This is a genomic window from Kitasatospora sp. NPDC088779 (assembly GCF_040685395.1).
Taxonomy (GTDB): domain Bacteria; phylum Actinomycetota; class Actinomycetes; order Streptomycetales; family Streptomycetaceae; genus Kitasatospora.
Genome location: NZ_JBFBHW010000047.1, coordinates 1 through 18,250, shown reverse-complemented (window position 1 = coordinate 18,250; position 18,250 = coordinate 1). Strand labels below are relative to the sequence as shown.

Genomic DNA, 18,250 nt, shown 5'->3' with positions numbered 1-18,250 from the left:
GGAGGCCGCAGGTGTCGTTACGGATGGTCAAGGCCCCGGACGGTCGCGCCCTCGCCGTCGAATCCCTGGGCGACCCGCGCGGCCGCCCGGTGTTCCTGCTGCACGGCATGCCCGGCAGCCGGGTGGGCCCGCACCCGCGCAGCACCGTGCTGTACCGGCTGGGGGTGCGGCTGATCTCCTACGACCGGCCCGGCTACGGCGACTCGACCCGCCAGTTCGGCCGCCGGGTGAGCGCGGCGGCCGCCGACGTGCGGGCCATCGCGGACGACCTCAAGCTGGACGGCTTCGCGGTGCTCGGCCGCTCCGGCGGCGGCCCGCACGCGCTGGCCTGCGCGGCGCTGCTGCCGGAGCGGGTCAGCCGGGTGGCGGTGCTGGTCGGCCTGGCGCCGCGCAACGCGGCCGGCCTGGACTGGTACGCCGGGATGACCCCGTCGAACGTGCACGCCTACCAGGAGGCGGAGCGCGGGCACGGCCGGATCGCCGACGCGATGGAGTTCCGCTCCCGGCAGATCAAGGACGACCCGGTCCGGCTGCTGAACGGGCTGCGGCCCGAACTGTCGCCCGCCGACCGGGAGGTGGTGGCCGACAGCGGGCTGCGGCGGATGCTGCAGAGCAACTACCGGGAGGCGTTCCGGCACGGCGCGGACGGCTGGATCGACGACGTGCTGGCGTTCACCGCCGACTGGGGGTTCAAGGTCGAGGACATCGCGGTGCCGAGCTGGCTGTGGCACGGCACCGACGACCAGTTCTCCCCGGTCGAGCACTCCCGCTGGCTGGGCGACCACATCCCCGGCGCCGAGCTCTTCCTGGAGCCCGGCGCCGCGCACTTCGGCGCTTTCCGGGTGCTGACCACCGCCCTGGCCTGGGCGGCGGGCTAAGGCCTCAGGCCGTCACCGGGGTGACCGGCGCTCCCCCGCCCAGCACGGCCAGGACGTTGTCCACGGCCAGGCCGCCCATCGCCTGCCGGGTGGCGACGGTGGCACTGCCCAGGTGCGGGGCCAGGACGGCGCCTTCCTGGGCGAGCAGCGCGGACGGGACGGCCGGCTCGTGCTCGAAGTTGTCCACGGCGGCGGCGAACAGCGCGCCGGACTCCAGCGCGCCGGCCAGCGCCTCCTCGTCCACCACTCCGGCGGTCATGCTGACCACCACCGCCCCGCGCGGCAGCAGGGCGAGGCGGCGGGCGTCCAGCAGGTGCCGGGTGGCGGCGCTGAGCGGGGCGGTGACGACCAGCACCGTGGAGTGGGCGAGCAGGTCCTCCAGCGGCCGCCAGGTGGCGCCGTCGGCCTGCTCGGGCGGCAGCTCGCGGCGGTTGTGGTAGCTGACCGGCATGTCGAAGGCGCGGGCCCGGCGGGCCACCGCCTGCCCGATCCGGCCCATGCCGAGCACGCCCAGCGGGGTGCCGGCCAGCTCCATGCCGAGCAGGAAGTTCGGCGCCCAGGTCCAGGGGCTGCCGGAGCGCAGCAGGCGCTCGCCCTCGCCGAGGCGGCGGGTGGCGGCCAGCAGCAGCGCCCAGGCCATGTCGGCGGTGGCGGTGGTGAGCACGCCGGGGGTGTTGGAGACCAGCACGCCGCGTTCGGCGCAGGCGGCCAGGTCGATGTTGTGGTGCCCCACGGCGTGGTTGGCGACGATCTCCAGGGACGGCCCGGCCGCGTCCAGGAACTCGCCGTCGACCCGGTCGTCCAGGGTGGTGAGCACTGCACGGCGGTCGCGGACGGCGGCCAGCAGGTCGGCCCGGGCCATCGCCTGGTCGGAGTCGTGGCAGGTGACGGTGTGGCGCGCGGTGAGCCGTTCGATCACCCCGGGCGCGAGGCGCCGGGTGACCAGGACCGGGGGCGGCGTCTGCTTGCTCATGGTCCCGCAGCGTACCCGCCGCCCCCGGCCGGAGGCCGTGCTCTCACCGGCGCCTGCACCGCCGCTTACACCGGTTGCGGCTCCAGGTCCCGGTTGATCCGCTTCCAGCCGCGCGCCGCGACCGTGTTGGGGTGCTCCTCGCCGAACTGCCGGATCAGCTCGCCGATCGCGCGGGCCCGCAGTTCGGCGGCCTGGGTGTGCCGACCGGCCGAGCGCAGGGTGATCGACAGGTTGGCCTCGCAGGCGACGGCGTCCGGGTGCCGGGGCGTGTAGCGCTCGCACAGGCCCTGGTAGGCGGCCCGGCCGAGTTCCTCGGCGAGGCCGATCTGGCCGTCGTCGCCGTAGGCGTTGGCCAGGTTGATCACCGCGTTGAGGGTGTACGGGTGGTCCGCTCCGACGGAGTCGGTCAGCCCCTCGACGGTGAGCCGGCCGCGTTCGATGGCGCCCTGGACGTCACCGCTGCCGCGCAGGTAGATGCCGAGGTTGTTGGCGCAGGCCAGGGTGAAGGGGTGTTCGTCGCCGAACAGGCGGCGGTGGCCTTCGAAGACGGTGGAGCAGAGGTCGCGGGCGGCCTCCTTGTCGCCGGAGGCGCTGTGGTCGGCGGCCAGGTTGAGCGCGCAGGCGAGCGCGTCGGGGGCGTCGGCGCCGTAGCGCTCCAGGTAGCGCTCGTAGGTCTCCTTGGTGATCCGGCGGGCTTCGGCGAGCGCGCCGATGCGGCGCAGTGAGACGGCCAGGGACTTGGCGTTGCGCAGGTTCTCCGGCAGGTCGGGGTCGAGGACGTCGCCGAGGTCGGAGGTGACTTCCTGGAGCAGGTCCACCGAGCCGCGGTAGTCGCCGAGTTCGCGCAGGTCGCGGGCGAGGTTGGACTTGGTGGAGAGGGTGTAGGGGTGCCGGGGGCCGAGGACGGCCGTGCGCCGGTCGAGGGTCTCCTGGTCGAGTTCGCGGGCGGCCTCGCTGTTGCCGACGAGCCGGTAGTCGATGGCCAGGTTGTTGGCCATCGAGAGCGTGCGCGGGTTGTCGTCGCCGAACAACTCGCGGAACTGGTCGAGGATTTCGCGGTCGAGGTCGAGTGCGGCCTGGAACCGGCCGAGTGCCCGGCGGTCGGCGCCGAGGGAGCCGGCCGTCATCAGGGTGTACGGGTGGTGCTCGCCGAGCAGGGCCCGCTGGCGTTCCAGGGTGTCCTCGTCCAGGGCCAGGGCTTCCGCGTAGTTGCCCTGGGAGCGCAGCACGTTGGCGAGTTGGAAGCGCAGCAGCAGGGTCTGCCGGTCGTTCTCGCCGAGCTTGTTGGTCCACTCGGTGTCCAGGGCGTGGCCGAGGTCGCGGGCGCGGTCGAGTTCGCCGCGCTTCCAGAGGTAGCGGACGCGGTCGATGAGCAGCTGGCGGGTGTCCGCCTCGTCGCAGTTGTGCGCCTTGGAGGGCGACAGGTGCGGCCAGATCTCGTCGAAGGCGGGCCAGTTGGCGGGGTCGTCGGTGTCGCCGAGGACCGGCCGGGCGCCGGTCAGGATGCGATGCACCTCGTGGACGGCGATCTCCTGTTCGTCGTCGGTCATCTCGGCCCGGATCACCGCCTGGACGAGCCGGTGCACCTGGAAGCTGTTGCTGCCGGCGTCGACCTTGGCCAGCGCGTACCGGCCGATCGCCTGGATCACCTTGCCCAGCATGAACTTGTCGCTGAGGTCGGCGTCGTACTTCACCAGCGCCCGGATCATCTGGTCGCTGTAGAAGAGGTTCATCGAGATCGGCTCGGGCGCGAAGAACGCGCAGAGCTGGAGGAGCCGGACGGCGGCCGGGGACTGCTGGCGCAGCCGGCCGATGGAGACGTTCCAGGTCGCGCCGACCGGGGTCGGGTAGTCGGCGGGGCGGGCGACGGCCAGCGCGCGGGCCGCCTCGGCGTGCAGTTGGGCGACGTAGGTCTCCACCGGGGTGCCGGTGGTGTCCAGCCAGGCGGCCGCGACCTCGACGGCGAGCGGCAGGTCGCCGACCGCCTCGGCGACCCGGTCGGCGTCCGGGCGGGACAGGCCGCGGGCTCGCCGGCACAGGTGCTCGACGCTCTCGCCGCGGGTGAAGACGTCCACCTCCAGCGCCTCGGCGTGCCCGGTCCAGGCCTGGTTCCGGGAGGTGACCAGGATGTGGCCGGAGCCTCCGGGGAAGAAGCGGCGGATCTCGGCCGGTTCGTCGGCGTTGTCGAAGATCAGCAGCCAGCGCGAGGTGGGCACGCCGCGGCGCAGCGCCTCCCGGGCGGCCTCGGCGGCTTCGGTGACGGAGTCGCCGACGCGCAGGCCGAGCCGGCGGGCGAGGTCGGCGAGGGCGGGGGCGACGAGTTCGGTCTGTTCGGCGTCGATCCACCAGACCAGGTCGTAGTCGGACATGAACCGGTGCGCGTACTCCAGCGCGACCTGGGTCTTGCCGACGCCGCCGAGCCCGTACAGCGTCTGGGGGGTGGGCAGGACGGCCGCCATGCCGCCGCGCAGCTGGTTGCGCAGCTGCTCCAGGACGGCGGCGCGGCCGGTGAAGGAGGGGTTGCGCGGCGGGACGTCCCACACGGTCGGCTTGCTGCCGGGGAAGCGCGGCCCGCCGCCGTTGGGCTCGGTCAGGACGACGTCGCCGCGGCCGAGGGCACGCAGCAGGGTCTGGACGGACTGCGTCTCGTCGCGGCCGACGAGGTCGACGGGGTTGCGGTTGCTGAAGGGTGCGGTGAGCCTGACGTCGCCGACGCGGACGGGGACGAGCTGGCGCCGGGTGCCGGCGGGGTCGGAGTTGACCACGGACTCCCACAGCGCCCGGGCCTGCGGGGAGCGCTGGTAGGCGGGCGAGAGCACGGCGACGGTCCGGTAGGCGGCGTCGATGCCGCGTTCGGTCTCCTCGCGCGTGTCGGTGCCGGCGCTGAGGTCGCGGGGCAGCACCCGGAAGCCGGCCCGGGTGAGCACGGACTCGATCCAGTCCGCCCACATCCGGTCCTCGGGGACGTAGGAGAGGTAGAGGTCGGCGGGGACGGACGGGCGGCGGCGGGTGAACGCGTCCACGTAGCGCAGCCGTAGTTCCTCGTCCATGACCGGCAGGGAGGTGACCTTGCGCCGGGTGATCATCGCGGTGAGCCGCTCGCAGGCGGCGAGCATCGAGGTGGGGGTGCCGGTCTGGTCGCCGAAGGTGGCGAGGATCTCCTCGTAGGCGTAGAACGGCCGGTACGGGATCTCCACCGAGCCCCAGTAGGAGGCGAGTTCCTCGCCGTTGAGGCCGGCCGGCAGCCCGTCGAAGCGGACCCGGGCGAGGGAGCGGCCGGCGTCGGCCTTCTCCTTCTCGCCCTCGTCGATGCGCATCGGGACGGGCAGGATGCGGATGCCGCGCTCGCGGTAGCGGTCGTGGATGTGCTGGGCGATCCGGGAGGCACCGTCGATGGACTGGTCGCTCAGGGTGAAGCAGACCACCAGGTCGTCGGGCATCTGGACGGTGCAGATCTCGGCGATGTCGGACAGTCCGGTGCGCGAGTCGATGAGCACGTAGTCGTACCGCTTGCTCATGTCGGCCTTGAGGGCGTCGAAGAACTGCCCGCCGTCGAAGCGGTCGTAGAAGATGTCCCAGTCCAGGTGGGTGACGGCCTCGGAGTAGTCCCGGTTGAACTGGCCGGCGGACAGGAAGTCCAGGCTGCCCCCGGTCGGGAACAGCGGCCAGGACAGCGACAGCGCGTGCGGGTGCACCCTGGCGAAGTCCAGGTGCCAGCCCTCGGCGTGCTCGACCGGGCGCAGGGCCTCCTCGCGGTACTCGGCGATCAGGTCCATCATCCCGGTCGTGCCGGCCAGCGAGGCCGGGTCGAGGAAGGGGTGGAAGAACTTGGCCAGGCCCGGCGCCTCCAGGTCCCAGTCCACGGTGAGCACCCGGTAGCCGTTGGCGGCCAGGATCCAGGCCGTGTTGGCGAGCGCCATGGTGCGCCCGGTGCCGCCCTTGTAGGAGTAGAAGGTGATGATCCGGCCGTTGCGGTCCTGCTCCACGGACCGTCGCTCGGCCTCCCGCTGGGCGGCCAGTTCGGCCACGGTGAGGCCCCCGACGCGGAAGTTCCTGGTGGGGTTCTCGCTCATCTGGGTCGTCCTCCCAAGGGCGCCATCCCGTCATCGGGGTCATCGCCGTCGTCACGGTCTGGGTGGTCGTCGGGTCCGGAGCCGTCCTGCCCGAAGGGGGCGTCGCGGCCGAACGGGGCCGCGCCCGGGCCGCGCCGGAAGGCGTCCCGCAGGTTCGGGCGGGGCGGCGGCGGATCCTCCGGCTCGGCCCTGGTGCGGCCCTCGAAGGCGTACTTGGCCTTCATGGCGGCCCGGGGCAGCGCGTCGTCGAAGTCCTCCAGGGTGTTCAGCCCGGTCGGGCCGGTCACGCCGAGGAAGCTGGGGCGGCTCGCCCGCCGGGTGATGCGCAGCGCCTGGTCGCTCAACTCTCCGAGGTCGCCGCCGCGTTCCTCGCACTCGGGGTCCTCGGTGTTCCACGGCTCCAGGACGCTCACCCAGGTGGCGTCCGAGCGGTCGAAGCGGCGGACGAGCTCCCGGCGGTCCGGGTCGCGCAGCGCCCACCGGTCGAGCAGGAGCAGGCCGGGGGCTGCCGCCTCCCCCTCGATGATGGACTCGACCTCGTCGTCGAACTCGTGCACGGTCGGCTGGAACCCCAACTGCCGGGCCAGCCGCACCGCGTGCTGGGCGATCGGCGAGCCGGCCGGGCGATAGGGGTGCCAGTCGGTGCGCCGGGTGCCGTAGAAGTCGGGATTGCGGTCGGGCGGCAACTCGCCCTGATGGTAGGAGAGTACGGAGATCCGCAGCTGCTTGGTCGGCGCGCTCACGTCGAAGGCACTGGGCAGGCCGTTGAAGTCCAGCCGCCGCCCGACCGGGATCACCGTCTCCTCCGCCACCTGCACGATCCGCGCCGCCAGCCGGTGCACGGCCAGCTCGTAGGCGGAGCGGAAGTAGGTGAGCTTCATCAGCGCGTACAGGCCCTCGGTGGCGTAGTCCGGCCCGAAACTGGCGTGGTTGAACTGGAGTTCACTGGCCACCTTGGGCAGCCGGTAGCGACTCATCGGCGCCCACAGCACCGGCACGATGCCACTGGTGCGCTCCGCGTCGATCGTCGCCGGGTACACCGGGCGGCGGGTGAAGGCGTGCCACTCCTGCCCGCACGGGACGCTGTTGAAGTACCGGGGCGAGTACAGCGGTACGAACACCCGGCAGGTCGCCAGCTCCTCCGACAGCCGCTCCGCCCACAACTCCCCCTGGTGCATGGACTCGTCCATGAAGCCGACCGGCACCCCGGCCGGGACCGTGGTCAGTTGCAGCACCGCCTCGCACAGGTCCCGGTACAGCTGGCGCACCCAGTGGTTCGGATCACCGGCGCCGCGCGTGCCGGCCTTCGGGGTGTGCGCGTAGGAGAGGAAGAAGTACGGCCGGGCATCGTCCTCGTCCCAGCCACGGTCGTTCACACGCGCCTCCCCCGGGCCCGTCGGCAACCTGGTTCCCGCAGCCCCCGTGCGGCGGGGTCTCAGTGTAGGAACGACTGAGGACCCAAGGGAATAGCACAACGAGTCGTACGAATTGACATGACCGAAACGACGCGGCTGTGCGCCCGCTTATCGTGGCTCCAGCACGTCCGCCACGGAGTACAAGGAAGGTAGCCATGGAGCACCTCAACTGGCAGCAGCCGAGCTTCAGCAGCGATCAGGCGAACTGCCTCGAGATCGCGTCCGACGGCGACCTCGTCTACCTCCGCGAGTCCGACAACCCCACCCACATCGTCACCACCACCCGCACCAAGCTCAACGCCTGGCTCCTCGGCGCCAAGGCCGGCGAGTTCGACCACTTCATCGCCTGACCTCCACGGCCGGGCATGGCGCGGGCCCGCCTGGAGGAGGCGGGCCCGCGTGCCATGCATGGCACCTATGTCCGATCCCGTCGATCCCGCAGCCGCTCGGACCGGGCCTGACACACACCGCCGACGGCAGCGGCCAGCAGGATCAGGACCAGCATGCCCGTCACGCCCGGCCCCGCCGGCGCTTGAACTCGCGCAGCAGAGTCAGCAGGTTGATCAAGGTGCTGGCCGGGATGTTGCCGATGGAGACCAGGGCGCGGCCGTTCAGATCGGCCTCGCCGGACTGGGCGGACGGCCAGAGGAGGCCGAACTCCCGCCCCTCTGTACGGAGGTCGACGATCAGTTCGGTGATCTGCCGGCCGGTGAGCTGCCGCAGGGCCGGGTCGGCGGGGTGGATCGGGTGGTGGGCGATCACGCGGCGCCGTCCAGCTCGAACCAGACGCGCTTGCCGAGCTTCTGCGGCTCCGCACCCCAGCGGTGCATGAGCCCCTCCACCAGCATCAACCCCCGCCCGGACTGGGCGAACGGGTCGGGCTTCCGCTGCTCGGGCAGCACGGGACTGCGGTCCGCGACGGTGACGCGGAGCGTCCCGTGGACGACGGCGACCAGGACGACGGGCGCGGCGGTCAACCCGTGCCGCCAGGCGTTCACCACCAGCTCCACGAGAGCGAGTTCGGCATCCCCGATGGAGGAATTGGGGTACCCGGCGCGCGCCATGGTGTCGCGCAACGCCTCGCGAGAGACGGTGAGGGAGGGGGAATTGAGGTTGGGGTCACACATGGGGAATCTCCCAGCGGTGCAGAGGGGCTACGCACAGACGCAACTGACGATCCGTCTGGTGCGCGGTTGTGATTGGACTGTAAGGGAACTAGGTCCAACCATGCAACACGATCTGTAATTTCCCCTACACTCCAAGTAGCATCGCCTGTGCAAGGAGGCACCTCCGTGGGACTCAGGACCGAGATCAGCGAACGACAGCGCCGCTTCGGCGAGGAGCTACGCCGTCTCCGCGACGCCGCAGGCGTGTCGGCCCCGGATATCGGCGCGCTGATGGGCATGAAAGGCCCTGCTGTCAGCCACACAGAGGCCGGCAGGCTGAGTCTCAACCTCGATCGCCTGCACACCTGGCTCGACGCCTGCCGAGTCACCGACCCGGCGTACCGCTCCGCTCTGATCGCTATGAGCGAGAGCACGGGAAAGGGCTGGTGGACGAACTACAGAGGACTCGTCAAACATGCCGCCCTCGACCTGGCCGAAGCCGAGGCGGATGCCACAGCGCTGGACAACTACGAGACCTTCCTGATCCCAGGCCTTCTCCAGACCAGGGCCTACAGCGAGATCATCCTCGAATACGCCGAGAAGAAGGTCGAGTTCCGCCGCAGGCGTCAGCAAGTCCTGGACATCGAGAACGCACCGCCGTTCCGAGTGGTGGTCCACGAAGCGGCGCTGCACATGATGTACGGCGGGCCAACCATCATGAGAGACCAGCTCACCCACCTCATCGAGGTAGGGCAACTACCTCACGTGACACTTCAGATCCTTCCGTTCGACTGCACCGTGTACGCGGAGACCGATACACCGTTCATGCTGGTCGCCGGTCGACATGCCCGACTGGACACCGTCCTGCTAGAACATCCGCACGGTTCATCCTTCATGAGCGATCCTGAAGGAGTGGCAGTGTTCCGACGGAAGTTCGATCAGCTCAGGAGCCTGGCCCTGCCTCCGCTGGACACCGCCAAGCCCGCACCGTCGTCGGCATTCCGCGACTCGCTGGGCTTGATCCAGCACATCCGCTACAAAGTCCAAGGTAGGTAGCCATGCACCAACTCAACTGGCAGAAGTCGAGCTTCAGTGGCACAAACGCCAACTGCATCGAGATCGCTTCCGACGGTGAGCTGGTCTACATCCGCGAGTCCGACGACCCCGCCCACATCGTCACCACCACCCGCACCAAGCTCAACGCCTGGCTCCTCGGCGCCAAGGCCGGCGAGTTCGACCACTTCACCGCCTGACCCACACAGCGCAGAAGGGCGGCTCCCGCGAACTCGCGGGAGCCGCCGCCTACCGATCGGCGCTGAGCGCGGTATCGAGATACTCCTGCACCGGCTCGAACAGCCCGTACGGCACGTACTCGGGGATCTCGGCGAGAGCCACCCACGCGAGCTGGTCCAGCTCCTCCGTGTCGACCACCTCGGCGGTGCCGCTGACGACCTCACAGGCCGTGTACGACATCAGTCGGCCGGTCTTCGGGTGCACGCGCTCACCCAGGAGCTTGATCGCGGCCACACCGAGCCCGGTCTCCTCCGCCGTCTCTCGGACAGCCGCCAGCTCGGGCGACTCGCCGGACTCGATCTCACCAGCCGGGAACTGCCACGAGAGCTGGCCCTCGCTGACCCGCCGCCGGACCATCAGGACGCGGCCTTCGTGGGCCACGATCGCGGCGGCGATTCCCGGGCGTTCCTCGGCAGTCTGCTGTGTCACGTCTGCTCCTCCAGCGCGGCCAGGACGGGTGGAAAGATCGTATCGGCGCGATGAAGCGGGTCACCTTCTCTCGCCGACACCAGTGCCGAGACGATCTTCTCCAAGCGCTTTCTGGAGCACATCAGCTCCAGGGCTCGGCCGGGCCTCTGATGATGACGGACTTCAGCCGGACCAGCGGTTGCCCCTCGCAAGGAGCCGCCGGTCAACAGCTCCCCGGAGCGTCAGAGCGGGAGACCCCCGGCAAGATTCTTATTCCAGATCAGGAATATGCCCGATACGGCTTGGACAGGCGCCGCAGCCGGCCTTAGCGTCGTTGATGGGTTGGGAGGCACTCGACCTGGAAGGGGTCAGCATGGCTGAGTACCCGCAACTGCTGCGTCTTACCGGCAAGTTCAACGGCCCGAACTGCGACGATGACGACTGCCCGAACGTGTACGCCACCGACCGAGGGACGTTCGTGGTCCAGGGCGACCACTTCACGGCCCTGAAGGTGCCCACCGGGGAGTCCGCCGTCGAGATTCCCCGACACGTCCTGGAGGAGGCCATCCGTGCTCTTGGATGGTGACCAGTGGCGCGCTCACTTCGACAGTTACCAGCACGAAGCGTTCCGGTTCGAGGCGCAGCCCGCCTACACCATGCCCAGGGAAGCAGAGAGCCTGGCCCGCTTTCTGCGCGGCGAGCCGAAGCCGGTCGATCACAACGCGGCGTGGCACCGGAGGGTGCACGGCTTCGTCTCCTCGGGGCGGACGATCGGCCGCGTCCGGGTGGTGCGCCGCCCCCTCACGGACTACCAGCGGTACCAGTTCGCCTGGGGCATCCCCGGCAACATCGCCGCCGGGGAAGACATTCGAATCCTGGACGCCACTGAAGGGAACTTCGGTATCCCCGACCAGGACTGGTGGCTGTTCGATGACACCTCGGCGGTCCACCTGAACTTCCGACCTGACGGCACCCAGATCAACCGGGAGCTGGTCAGCGGCGACATGCGCCGCCACCGCGAGTGGAAAAGAATCGCCCTGGCTCACTCCGTGCCGTTTTCCGAATATCTGAAAGAGCTCGGGTGACGCTCGATCCAGATCAGCTCGGCCGGTCGAAGTCCGATCTGGCCGAAACGCTCAGAAGGCTCCGCCTGGAAGCCGGTCTCACAGGAGACCGGCTTTCGGTGCGTTGTGGCATCTCCCAGAGCAAGATCAGTAAGATCGAGACCGGAAAACTGACCCCGACCCTCGTCGATGTGGAGCGCATCCTCAGGGCTCTTGGGGCTCCGGCCGCCCTCGTCCGGGAAGTATCCTCGCTGGCTCGTACGGCCAATACCGAGTGGCAGGACAAGCGAACCTCATGGCGCCGGGGCATCGAAAAGCGACAGGCGGAGCTGGCGTCGCTGGAGTCGGACGCGACAGAGCTGCGATATTTCCTGCCGGCAATGATCACAGGCCTCCTGGCCACGCCCGAGTACATTCGGGCCAGCTTGAGCCACTCCCCCGGCGACAGGGCGATCATCGTGGGCCGCAAGCTGGAACGCCAGGTGGCTCTCTACGACGAATCAAAGTCATTCACGTTCCTGCTCACGGAGCAGGCGGTGAATTGGGCACTGCTTCCTCCTCAGGCAATGGCCGTCCAGATTGACCGCCTTGCATCGCTCACCCATCTGCCGTCCGTTCGAATCGGCGTGATTCCATATGGGACACTTATTACTCGCGGACCAATGAACACGTTCACGGTGTACGACGACCGCCTCGCCACTGTGGAGTCGTTCACCGGCCGTCTCGCATTTCGCGATCACCGGGACATCCAGCGCTATCGTGAAATTTTCTCGATATTCGAAGAATCCGCCCTCTTCGGCGACGAGGCCAGGGGGCGGCTCAGCGAATGGTCGATGATTTACCGTGGGTGATATTTATTCACTGACGGGAATATCGTTGTCCGGCCTGCTCGAACCCTCCTAGTCTGGACGCCTGCGCTACGGCGACTCGGTACGGCAGAAGGACGGGCCGATGAACACCTGGGAGTTCGTGAAGGACCGGACCGCCACCCGGGGTGCGGTCTGGAGATCGGCTGACGGCTCGCTCTACAAGCGGACCGGCGGAGAGGACTTGCGGGCGGAAGTCGAGTTCCAGCAGCTGGCCGCCGGACTTGGATACCCCGTACCTGCGATTGTCGACAGCGGATTCGAAGGCGGAAGTTACTTCGCCATCGAACGCACCATCGGCAAAAGCTCACTGCACGAGGACGCCCTGGCCGACACTCAGCGGGCCGGACAGGTCGGCGACCACGTGATCAGCACCGCGGCCGCCGTCGCCTCGAAGCTCCTACAGGCCCAGGCGAGGCACCCTCTGCCCTCGACCCCGTGGTTCGAGAAGGCGGCCTTCGCAGCGGCCGTCTTCGAGGAGAACCCGGACTTCGACACGCCGCGGGTCCACCAGGCCGTCGAGCACGCCCTCGACCGGCTGTCCCGACTCCCCATCGTGCACGGGCACTTGGACTACGGTCTGCCCAACATCCTCACGGCCGGGATCATCGACTGGCAGCACCACGGACCGATCCCGTTCGGCTACGACGTGTACCCGGCGCTCGACATCGTGGCCTTCAAAGGTGGAGGCAAGGGCTACACCATCACCTCGGAGCAGCGCGCCACGTACACCGTCGCACTCGACCGGACCAGCACGTCCCTGATCGGCCGGCGGGTGAGCGATCACCTGGGCGACTTCCTGCTCGTCAAGTGCTTCTTCTTCCTCGCCCTCATGCGGCCCACTCACCCCGCAGGGCATGACAAGCACATCAAGTGGCAGTACCGCCGCGCCCTCTTCTCGATGGGACTTGAGCAGTATGAGTCGTCCACCACGATCGACACCGGAGCCTTCCCCGCTCTGGAGCAGTTCGCCGCTGAACACCGGTAGGCCGGTCCCCATCGTCCGCGACCGTGACTACCTGATGGATCACCACGGCGTCGTCTTCAAGGTCATCGGGGACAGCCACCCCGGCAGCCACTACCTGGGCTACGTCAAGTACCACCCGGACGAGAAGGGGGACCGGCGGGTGTTCGGCCGGACCTACCGGCAGAACAGTGTCGTGTCGAAATCCTTCGGCATCCTTGCCGACCGACCGGAGTGCTACGTCTACTCCGACGCCCTCGGCTGCGTCATCACGGGCATTCCGCGCGAGGACGTCGCCGTCCACTACTCGTGCCGCCAGGCCCTCTCTGCCATCCATGAGGAACCCGGATCGGTCGCCGACAATCCGGCAGGCAAGGACCTCCTGGCGATCACCGAGTGGGTCGCCACGAACGGCGCCCGGGATCTCCTGGGTGTCACCGGGTCCTTTCTCGTCGGCTGTTTCAACGAACGCTCGGACATCGACCTCGTCTGCTACGGGCCGGAGGGCTACGAGGCCGCCCAGGACCTGTTCCAGCAGACCGCTCTGATCAAGCCCTACGACGGAGACGACCTGACCCGGCTGTACATCCGCCGGGCCAAGTACATGGAGGGCAGCTCCTTCGAGGCCCTCATCAAGCAGGAACGCCGAAAGCTCCAGGGGCTCACCTCCAGCTCCGGCGCGCACATCAACTGCGAACCCATCCGCTCCGACCGCGACAGACCCTTCTCCCGCATCTCCTCCAAGGAGATCGGAGAGATCTCCCTCCTCGCGAGAATCACCGACCACGCCGAAGGCCTCACCACCCCGGCGCTCTATGGGATCAAGGTCAGGACCATCCTGAGCTCGACCATCGACGAGCCCGACTCCTTCGCCCGCCGGATCACCCACATGCGTTCCTACCTCGGCGCCTACACCGGCGCGTTCCGATCCGGAGACACCGTGCACCTGTCCGGCAAACTCGTCCACTCCCAGGACGGCGACCGCAGCAGCTTCGGCATCGAGCTCACCCCCTGGACCGTCAGCGGCTCCTACGTCGCCAACCTCGCCGCGTAGGCGCCGCGCGGTGGCCCTGCTCGTCATCCGGCACGCCGAGTCCGTCGAGAACGCCGACAAGTACCACGGCTTCTACCAGGACCCGCGCCCCTGCACCGGAGCCGTCGCCCACACCATCTCCCGCACGATCGTCGGCCTCACCCCGCACGGTTTCCGGCAGGCCCAGTGGCTCGCCGGCATCCTGCCGAAGCTCGCCGGCCCCACGCCACGCGTCTACACGTCGACCTACCGCAGGACGATCGACACCGCCGCGATCGCCCTGCCCGACATCCCCGACGGCTGGCCCCAGCAGACCACGCTCCTCGACGAGCAGCACTACGGCGACGCCACCTACATGACCAAGCGTGAGCTGAACGACAGCTACCCCGAACTCGCCGAGGACCGCCGCCTGCGCAAGCACCTCTGGACCGCACCGGGTGGCGGCGAGTCGCTCGCCGAAGGCGTACTCAACCGGGCCACCGAGTTCGCCGCCCTCGCCCAGGCCGAACTCCAGGAATCGAGCACCATCGTCGCCTTCACCCACCAGACCGCCGCAGTGGCACTCCGCTCCCTACTCGAAGCCTGCACCCTGCCCGAGATCCTCGCCGAGGAGCGGAAGGGCAAGATGCCCAACGCCGCGATCCTCCACTACGAACTGCGAGACGGCCGGTTCACCCGGACGCGAACCACGACCCCGCCGATCTAGGAGGAGTCCGTGCGACACCTGTTCCTCAACGGCCCTGTCCAGAACGGGACCTTCATCTTCGGCACCCGCCCCGGCAAGGCCGTCGGCATCCGCCTCGCCGCCGCCCTCAACGCCATCCTCGGCTCACCGCCCGCACCCCACCTGTGGAACACCGCCACCCTCGCCGGAGACCTCCGCCACCGCGAGGCTGAGGGGCCGAAGATCCCCCGTCAGCGCTTTGAGGCCGACCTCATCGCGAGCAAGTACGCGCCGGGGCAGTCTCCGGCAGGCGGCATCATGACCGACACCGACACTGAGGTCGCAAGCCTCGCCCTGGAGATGATCGAGAACAACCTCCGCGCCGGCACCCTGACCATCAGCCGTGAGACCGTTCCCACCTGCCGGGCCTGCGGCCACATGACCGGTACCGGTGGCCGCCCCTGCAACGCCTGCGGCAGCACCGACACCCGGGACCGCACAAGCCTTCACCTTGTCGCCGAACTCGCCAAGGACCGCCCCATCCTCGACCGCTCGGACATCCACGCCAGTCACCGACAGCAGCCCAGACACCTTCAGGGCACCGTCGGCAAGGTTCCAGGGCGCCTGATCCTCTCCCGTACCCGCGACCACGGCATCGACCTGTCGCCAGTCGGTCTCGACCGCCTCGTGCTCGACCCGCGCGCCGGCATCCATGCCACCGTCCTCGCCGCAGCCCGAAGGCACCGGGCGGAGGTGGCCGTCATGGCCACCACCCAGAATGCCGCCAACCACATCGCCGCCCACGGCCTGCACTTCCGCGAACACGACGGCATCCGCCTCCGCTATGCCCTCCACGGACACCTGCCCTACAACCACACGGCAGATCTTCAACCGCTCCACGACGCATACCGAGCCACCCCGGCGATCAAGGAGAGCTTCGAAGCCTGGTTCCTCCCCCTCTTCTCCCTGCAGGCCAAGGCCGCAACCCGGCCCGAGCAGTTGCCGGCAATCTTCAGGCACTACATGCGGGCGCACCTGGCCAGACCGGCTGCAGCCGACGAAGAGATGATCGAGGCCCTACGGTGCTCAGTCGAAGCCGGCAATACGGAATGGATCACTCGGAAACGCGTGCTGGCCGCCGCGATGACAGCTTGTGAGGCCACTGTGTAGAAGCATCCGGCCCTGCATAGGAAGTCGGGCCCACCGACTTCCTATGCACAGGGAGGCTCGACAGGAACGTCGCCGCCTTCGACGGAAGGGCGGCTCCCGCGAACTCGCGGGAGCCGCCCTTCCCCCAGGTGCCGCCGTCACTCTGCGGTGGGCCTCGGGACGATCCAGAGCTCGGCCGGGCCGCTGATGATGACGGACTCCAGGCGGGCCGGCGTCGGGCTGGCCGGGTCCAGGACACTGCCGGGGTAGGCGCCGAAGAGGCCGCCCAGGGCCACTTCGGCCTCCAGCCGGGCCAGGGGTGCGCCGAGGCAGAAGTGCGGGCCGTAGCCGAAGGACAGGTGCTCCTTGTCGGGGCGAGTCGGGTCGAAGTCGTCCGGCCGGTCCGGGTGGACCTCCGGGTCCCGGCCGGCCGCGCCGAATCCGAGCAGGATCGGCTCGCCCTGCCGGATGACCACGCCCTCGCCGAGGTCGATGTCCTCCAGCGGGTAGCGGAGCGGGATGTGCATCACCGGGCTCTCGTGGCGCAGGGTCTCCTCGATGACGTCCTCCCACGCGAGGGCGCCCTCGCGGACCTGGGCCAGGTAGTGGGGGTGGGTGAGGAGCGCCTGGACGGCGCTGGTGATGAGGTTGACGGCGGTCTCGTACCCGGCGCCGAGCATCAGGAAGAGCTCGTCGCGGGACTCCTCCTCGGCGCGGCCCGTGTCGCCGCCGGTGCTGACGGCGGCCACGTCGCTGGCGAGGTCGGGCCCGGGGTCGCGCCGTTTGAGCTCCAGCAGTTCGACCAGCACCACGTTGATCTCCGCCCGCGCGAGCGTCATCTGCTCGGTCGTCGCCGTCGTCGTCAGCAGGGTGTCCATCGACCGGCCGATCTGCGGCCGCATGTCGGCGGGTACGCCGAAGAGGTCGCAGATCACCGTCATGGTGAGCGGGAGCGAGAGGGCCCGGCGGATGTCCACGGCCTCGCCGGGGGCGAGGTCACGGAACGCGCCGACCAGGGCGGTGGTCGTCGCCTCGATCCCGGACCGCAGCGCGGACACCCGGCGGGGCGAGAACGAGGGCGCCATCCGTCGTCGTGCCGAGCGGTGTTCGTCGCCGTAGCGGTTGAAGAAGTTCTGCTGGAACGCGATCGGGCCCATCGGCCACCCCTCGGGCACCGCGGCCAGGCCGGGCCAGTGCTTGCGCGGGTCGCGGGAGACCCGCGGATCGCCGGTCAGAGCGCGGATCACCGAGCTGCGGGTCACGGACCAGGCGATGATGCCGCCGGGGAGTTCGACCCGCACGGCGGGCCCGGCGGCGCGGAGCTCCGCGTTCTGCTGGTGCAGGGCCCGGGCGGTCATGTCCAGCACCGGGCAGCCGTTGTCGTCTGGAGCCATGGCATTGCTCCTCAGGATCTCTCGGGGGTGCCCCGGCAGTCCGTGCCGCGACACGTCCTGCCGTGTCCGGGGCCTGTGCTCCGTTCTAGAGCGGCGCGGAGCGGTCGTCAACGGGCCGGGACGGTGTTACCAGGATCATCCAGTCAGACGGACTGTGCACCGTCTACACCGACGGTCACGCCGAACCGGCCCAGGTCCGGCCTCCCCTCCTCCCCCACCACCAGGCCGGCTCGCTTGCGCAGCTCTCGCAGCTTCTTCCCCAGCTCGGACTTGGACTGTCCGAGCCGTTCCGGATCCAGAGACACTCAGCCGCTTGCTCTCACGTACTCCGAGAAAGGAACCGACTCGGATACGGCCAAGCGCTTCCACTCGACGAATCGGATCGGGTCGCCGTCGAACACCTCGCGACTGATCTGCGTCCCGTCCGGGCGGTAGTTCATCGGGACCACCCTGGACTCGTCGAACATCCAGAAATCCTGATCCGGTAAGCCCGGATTCTCGCGGCCGGTCAGGTCGAGAATCCGGATGTCCTCGCCGGCCGCGACGTTGTGGACATAGTGCGCGAACTCGAAACGGAGGTAGTCCGTCAGGGGCCGGGTGATCACGTGATCGCGCCGAACAGCTCCGTCGCCACCGAACCTGCTGCGAGGGTCGCACAAGAAGTCGGCCCCACCGACTTCTTGCGCAACACCGCATCCGTCGGCCCGCGTCCCAGGTGTCCTGGGACGCGGGCCGACGTCATGACCGGGCCGGGCCTGTGCGGAGAGCGCAGCCCAGCCCCCTCCACAGGTAGGCGCGTCCTTGTGCGTAGGAAGTCGGTGAGGCCGACTTCCTACGCACAAGAGACCTGGACAGGACCGTCGGCGCGGGGGGGGGGGCGGCGAGGGCGAGGGCGGCACCCACCACCTGAGGCGGGGGGGGGGGGCGGCCGGGGGGCGGGGGGGGGGGGGGTGGGGGGGGGGTTCGGGTA

At 69.4% G+C, this 18,250-nt stretch carries 19 protein-coding genes; 11 read left to right on the top strand and 8 right to left on the bottom strand.

Features of this window, described 5'->3' with window-relative positions; all coding sequences use genetic code 11:
- The first annotated feature begins 23 nt into the window (after positions 1 to 23).
- Complete coding sequence (locus AB0P03_RS31970; protein ID WP_363585072.1) at positions 24 to 878, top strand: alpha/beta hydrolase; 855 nt, start codon at positions 24 to 26, stop codon at positions 876 to 878.
- 4 nt (positions 879 to 882) lie between these two features.
- On the opposite strand, the gene AB0P03_RS31965 is transcribed toward AB0P03_RS31970, so the two are convergent.
- The 3 genes from AB0P03_RS31965 to AB0P03_RS31955 all read right to left on the bottom strand — a co-directional run bounded on the left by AB0P03_RS31965 (position 883) and on the right by AB0P03_RS31955 (position 7,300).
- On the bottom strand, positions 883 to 1,851 hold the full coding sequence (locus tag AB0P03_RS31965) for a D-glycerate dehydrogenase (RefSeq protein ID WP_363632120.1): 969 nt from the start codon (positions 1,849 to 1,851) through the stop codon (positions 883 to 885).
- Positions 1,852 to 1,916: 65 nt separating this feature from the next.
- Positions 1,917 to 5,837, bottom strand: coding sequence for an FxSxx-COOH system tetratricopeptide repeat protein (fxsT, locus tag AB0P03_RS31960; protein ID WP_363585070.1), 3,921 nt, complete (start codon positions 5,835 to 5,837; stop codon positions 1,917 to 1,919).
- An 83-nt stretch (positions 5,838 to 5,920) separates the two neighbouring features.
- A complete protein-coding gene (locus AB0P03_RS31955) occupies positions 5,921 to 7,300 on the bottom strand; it encodes a TIR-like protein FxsC (protein WP_363584998.1) in 1,380 nt (459 codons plus the stop codon).
- A 194-nt stretch (positions 7,301 to 7,494) separates the two neighbouring features.
- On the opposite strand from AB0P03_RS31955, the gene AB0P03_RS31950 reads away from it, so the two are divergent.
- A complete protein-coding gene (locus tag AB0P03_RS31950) occupies positions 7,495 to 7,689 on the top strand; it encodes a DUF397 domain-containing protein (protein WP_363584996.1) in 195 nt (64 codons plus the stop codon).
- Between the two features lie 160 nt (positions 7,690 to 7,849).
- Here the strand turns inward: AB0P03_RS31950 and AB0P03_RS31945 are convergent, their stop codons facing one another.
- Positions 7,850 to 8,101 (bottom strand): hypothetical protein, encoded by a 252-nt coding sequence (locus AB0P03_RS31945; RefSeq protein WP_363632118.1) that lies wholly within the window; start codon positions 8,099 to 8,101, stop codon positions 7,850 to 7,852.
- Entirely contained in the window at positions 8,098 to 8,466 is a 369-nt protein-coding gene (locus tag AB0P03_RS31940) for an ATP-binding protein (protein WP_063348181.1), read from the bottom strand. The genes AB0P03_RS31945 and AB0P03_RS31940 overlap by 4 nt, the downstream gene beginning before the upstream one ends.
- Positions 8,467 to 8,631: 165 nt before the next feature.
- Here AB0P03_RS31940 and AB0P03_RS31935 point away from each other — a divergent pair, with 165 nt between their 5' ends.
- Together AB0P03_RS31935 and AB0P03_RS31930 are read left to right on the top strand one after the other, a co-directional pair.
- The gene (locus AB0P03_RS31935; RefSeq protein ID WP_363632117.1) at positions 8,632 to 9,501 is read left to right on the top strand and encodes a helix-turn-helix transcriptional regulator; all 870 of its coding nucleotides are present in this window, start codon (positions 8,632 to 8,634) and stop codon (positions 9,499 to 9,501) included.
- Between the two features lie 2 nt (positions 9,502 to 9,503).
- Positions 9,504 to 9,698: a DUF397 domain-containing protein gene (locus AB0P03_RS31930; RefSeq protein WP_363632115.1), complete on the top strand. Its 195-nt coding sequence runs from the start codon at positions 9,504 to 9,506 to the stop codon at positions 9,696 to 9,698.
- Between the two features lie 49 nt (positions 9,699 to 9,747).
- On the opposite strand, the gene AB0P03_RS31925 is transcribed toward AB0P03_RS31930, so the two are convergent.
- The gene (locus tag AB0P03_RS31925) at positions 9,748 to 10,167 is read right to left on the bottom strand and encodes an NUDIX hydrolase (protein ID WP_363632113.1); all 420 of its coding nucleotides are present in this window, start codon (positions 10,165 to 10,167) and stop codon (positions 9,748 to 9,750) included.
- A 352-nt stretch (positions 10,168 to 10,519) separates the two neighbouring features.
- Here AB0P03_RS31925 and AB0P03_RS31920 point away from each other — a divergent pair, with 352 nt between their 5' ends.
- From AB0P03_RS31920 to AB0P03_RS31890, 7 genes are all read left to right on the top strand, one after another.
- The gene (locus tag AB0P03_RS31920; RefSeq protein WP_363584986.1) at positions 10,520 to 10,732 is read left to right on the top strand and encodes a hypothetical protein; all 213 of its coding nucleotides are present in this window, start codon (positions 10,520 to 10,522) and stop codon (positions 10,730 to 10,732) included.
- Entirely contained in the window at positions 10,716 to 11,231 is a 516-nt protein-coding gene (locus AB0P03_RS31915; protein ID WP_363632112.1) for a DUF6879 family protein, read from the top strand. The genes AB0P03_RS31920 and AB0P03_RS31915 overlap by 17 nt, the downstream gene beginning before the upstream one ends.
- The gene (locus AB0P03_RS31910) at positions 11,228 to 12,061 is read left to right on the top strand and encodes a helix-turn-helix transcriptional regulator (RefSeq protein WP_363632111.1); all 834 of its coding nucleotides are present in this window, start codon (positions 11,228 to 11,230) and stop codon (positions 12,059 to 12,061) included. The genes AB0P03_RS31915 and AB0P03_RS31910 overlap by 4 nt, the downstream gene beginning before the upstream one ends.
- Before the next feature lie 100 nt (positions 12,062 to 12,161).
- On the top strand, positions 12,162 to 13,064 hold the full coding sequence (locus AB0P03_RS31905; RefSeq protein WP_363632110.1) for a phosphotransferase: 903 nt from the start codon (positions 12,162 to 12,164) through the stop codon (positions 13,062 to 13,064).
- Between the two features lie 34 nt (positions 13,065 to 13,098).
- Positions 13,099 to 14,094 (top strand): nucleotidyltransferase domain-containing protein, encoded by a 996-nt coding sequence (locus AB0P03_RS31900; RefSeq protein ID WP_363584978.1) that lies wholly within the window; start codon positions 13,099 to 13,101, stop codon positions 14,092 to 14,094.
- Positions 14,095 to 14,104: 10 nt separating this feature from the next.
- Positions 14,105 to 14,779, top strand: a complete 675-nt coding sequence (locus AB0P03_RS31895) for a histidine phosphatase family protein (protein WP_363632108.1) — start codon at positions 14,105 to 14,107, stop codon at positions 14,777 to 14,779.
- Positions 14,780 to 14,788: 9 nt separating this feature from the next.
- Positions 14,789 to 15,907 (top strand): hypothetical protein, encoded by a 1,119-nt coding sequence (locus AB0P03_RS31890; protein ID WP_363584975.1) that lies wholly within the window; start codon positions 14,789 to 14,791, stop codon positions 15,905 to 15,907.
- Positions 15,908 to 16,044: 137 nt separating this feature from the next.
- On the opposite strand, the gene AB0P03_RS31885 is transcribed toward AB0P03_RS31890, so the two are convergent.
- The gene (locus tag AB0P03_RS31885; RefSeq protein ID WP_363632106.1) at positions 16,045 to 17,280 is read right to left on the bottom strand and encodes a cytochrome P450; all 1,236 of its coding nucleotides are present in this window, start codon (positions 17,278 to 17,280) and stop codon (positions 16,045 to 16,047) included.
- Positions 17,281 to 17,585: 305 nt separating this feature from the next.
- The gene (locus AB0P03_RS31880; protein ID WP_363632105.1) at positions 17,586 to 18,179 is read right to left on the bottom strand and encodes a DUF6879 family protein; all 594 of its coding nucleotides are present in this window, start codon (positions 18,177 to 18,179) and stop codon (positions 17,586 to 17,588) included.
- Positions 18,180 to 18,250: the final 71 nt, after the last annotated feature.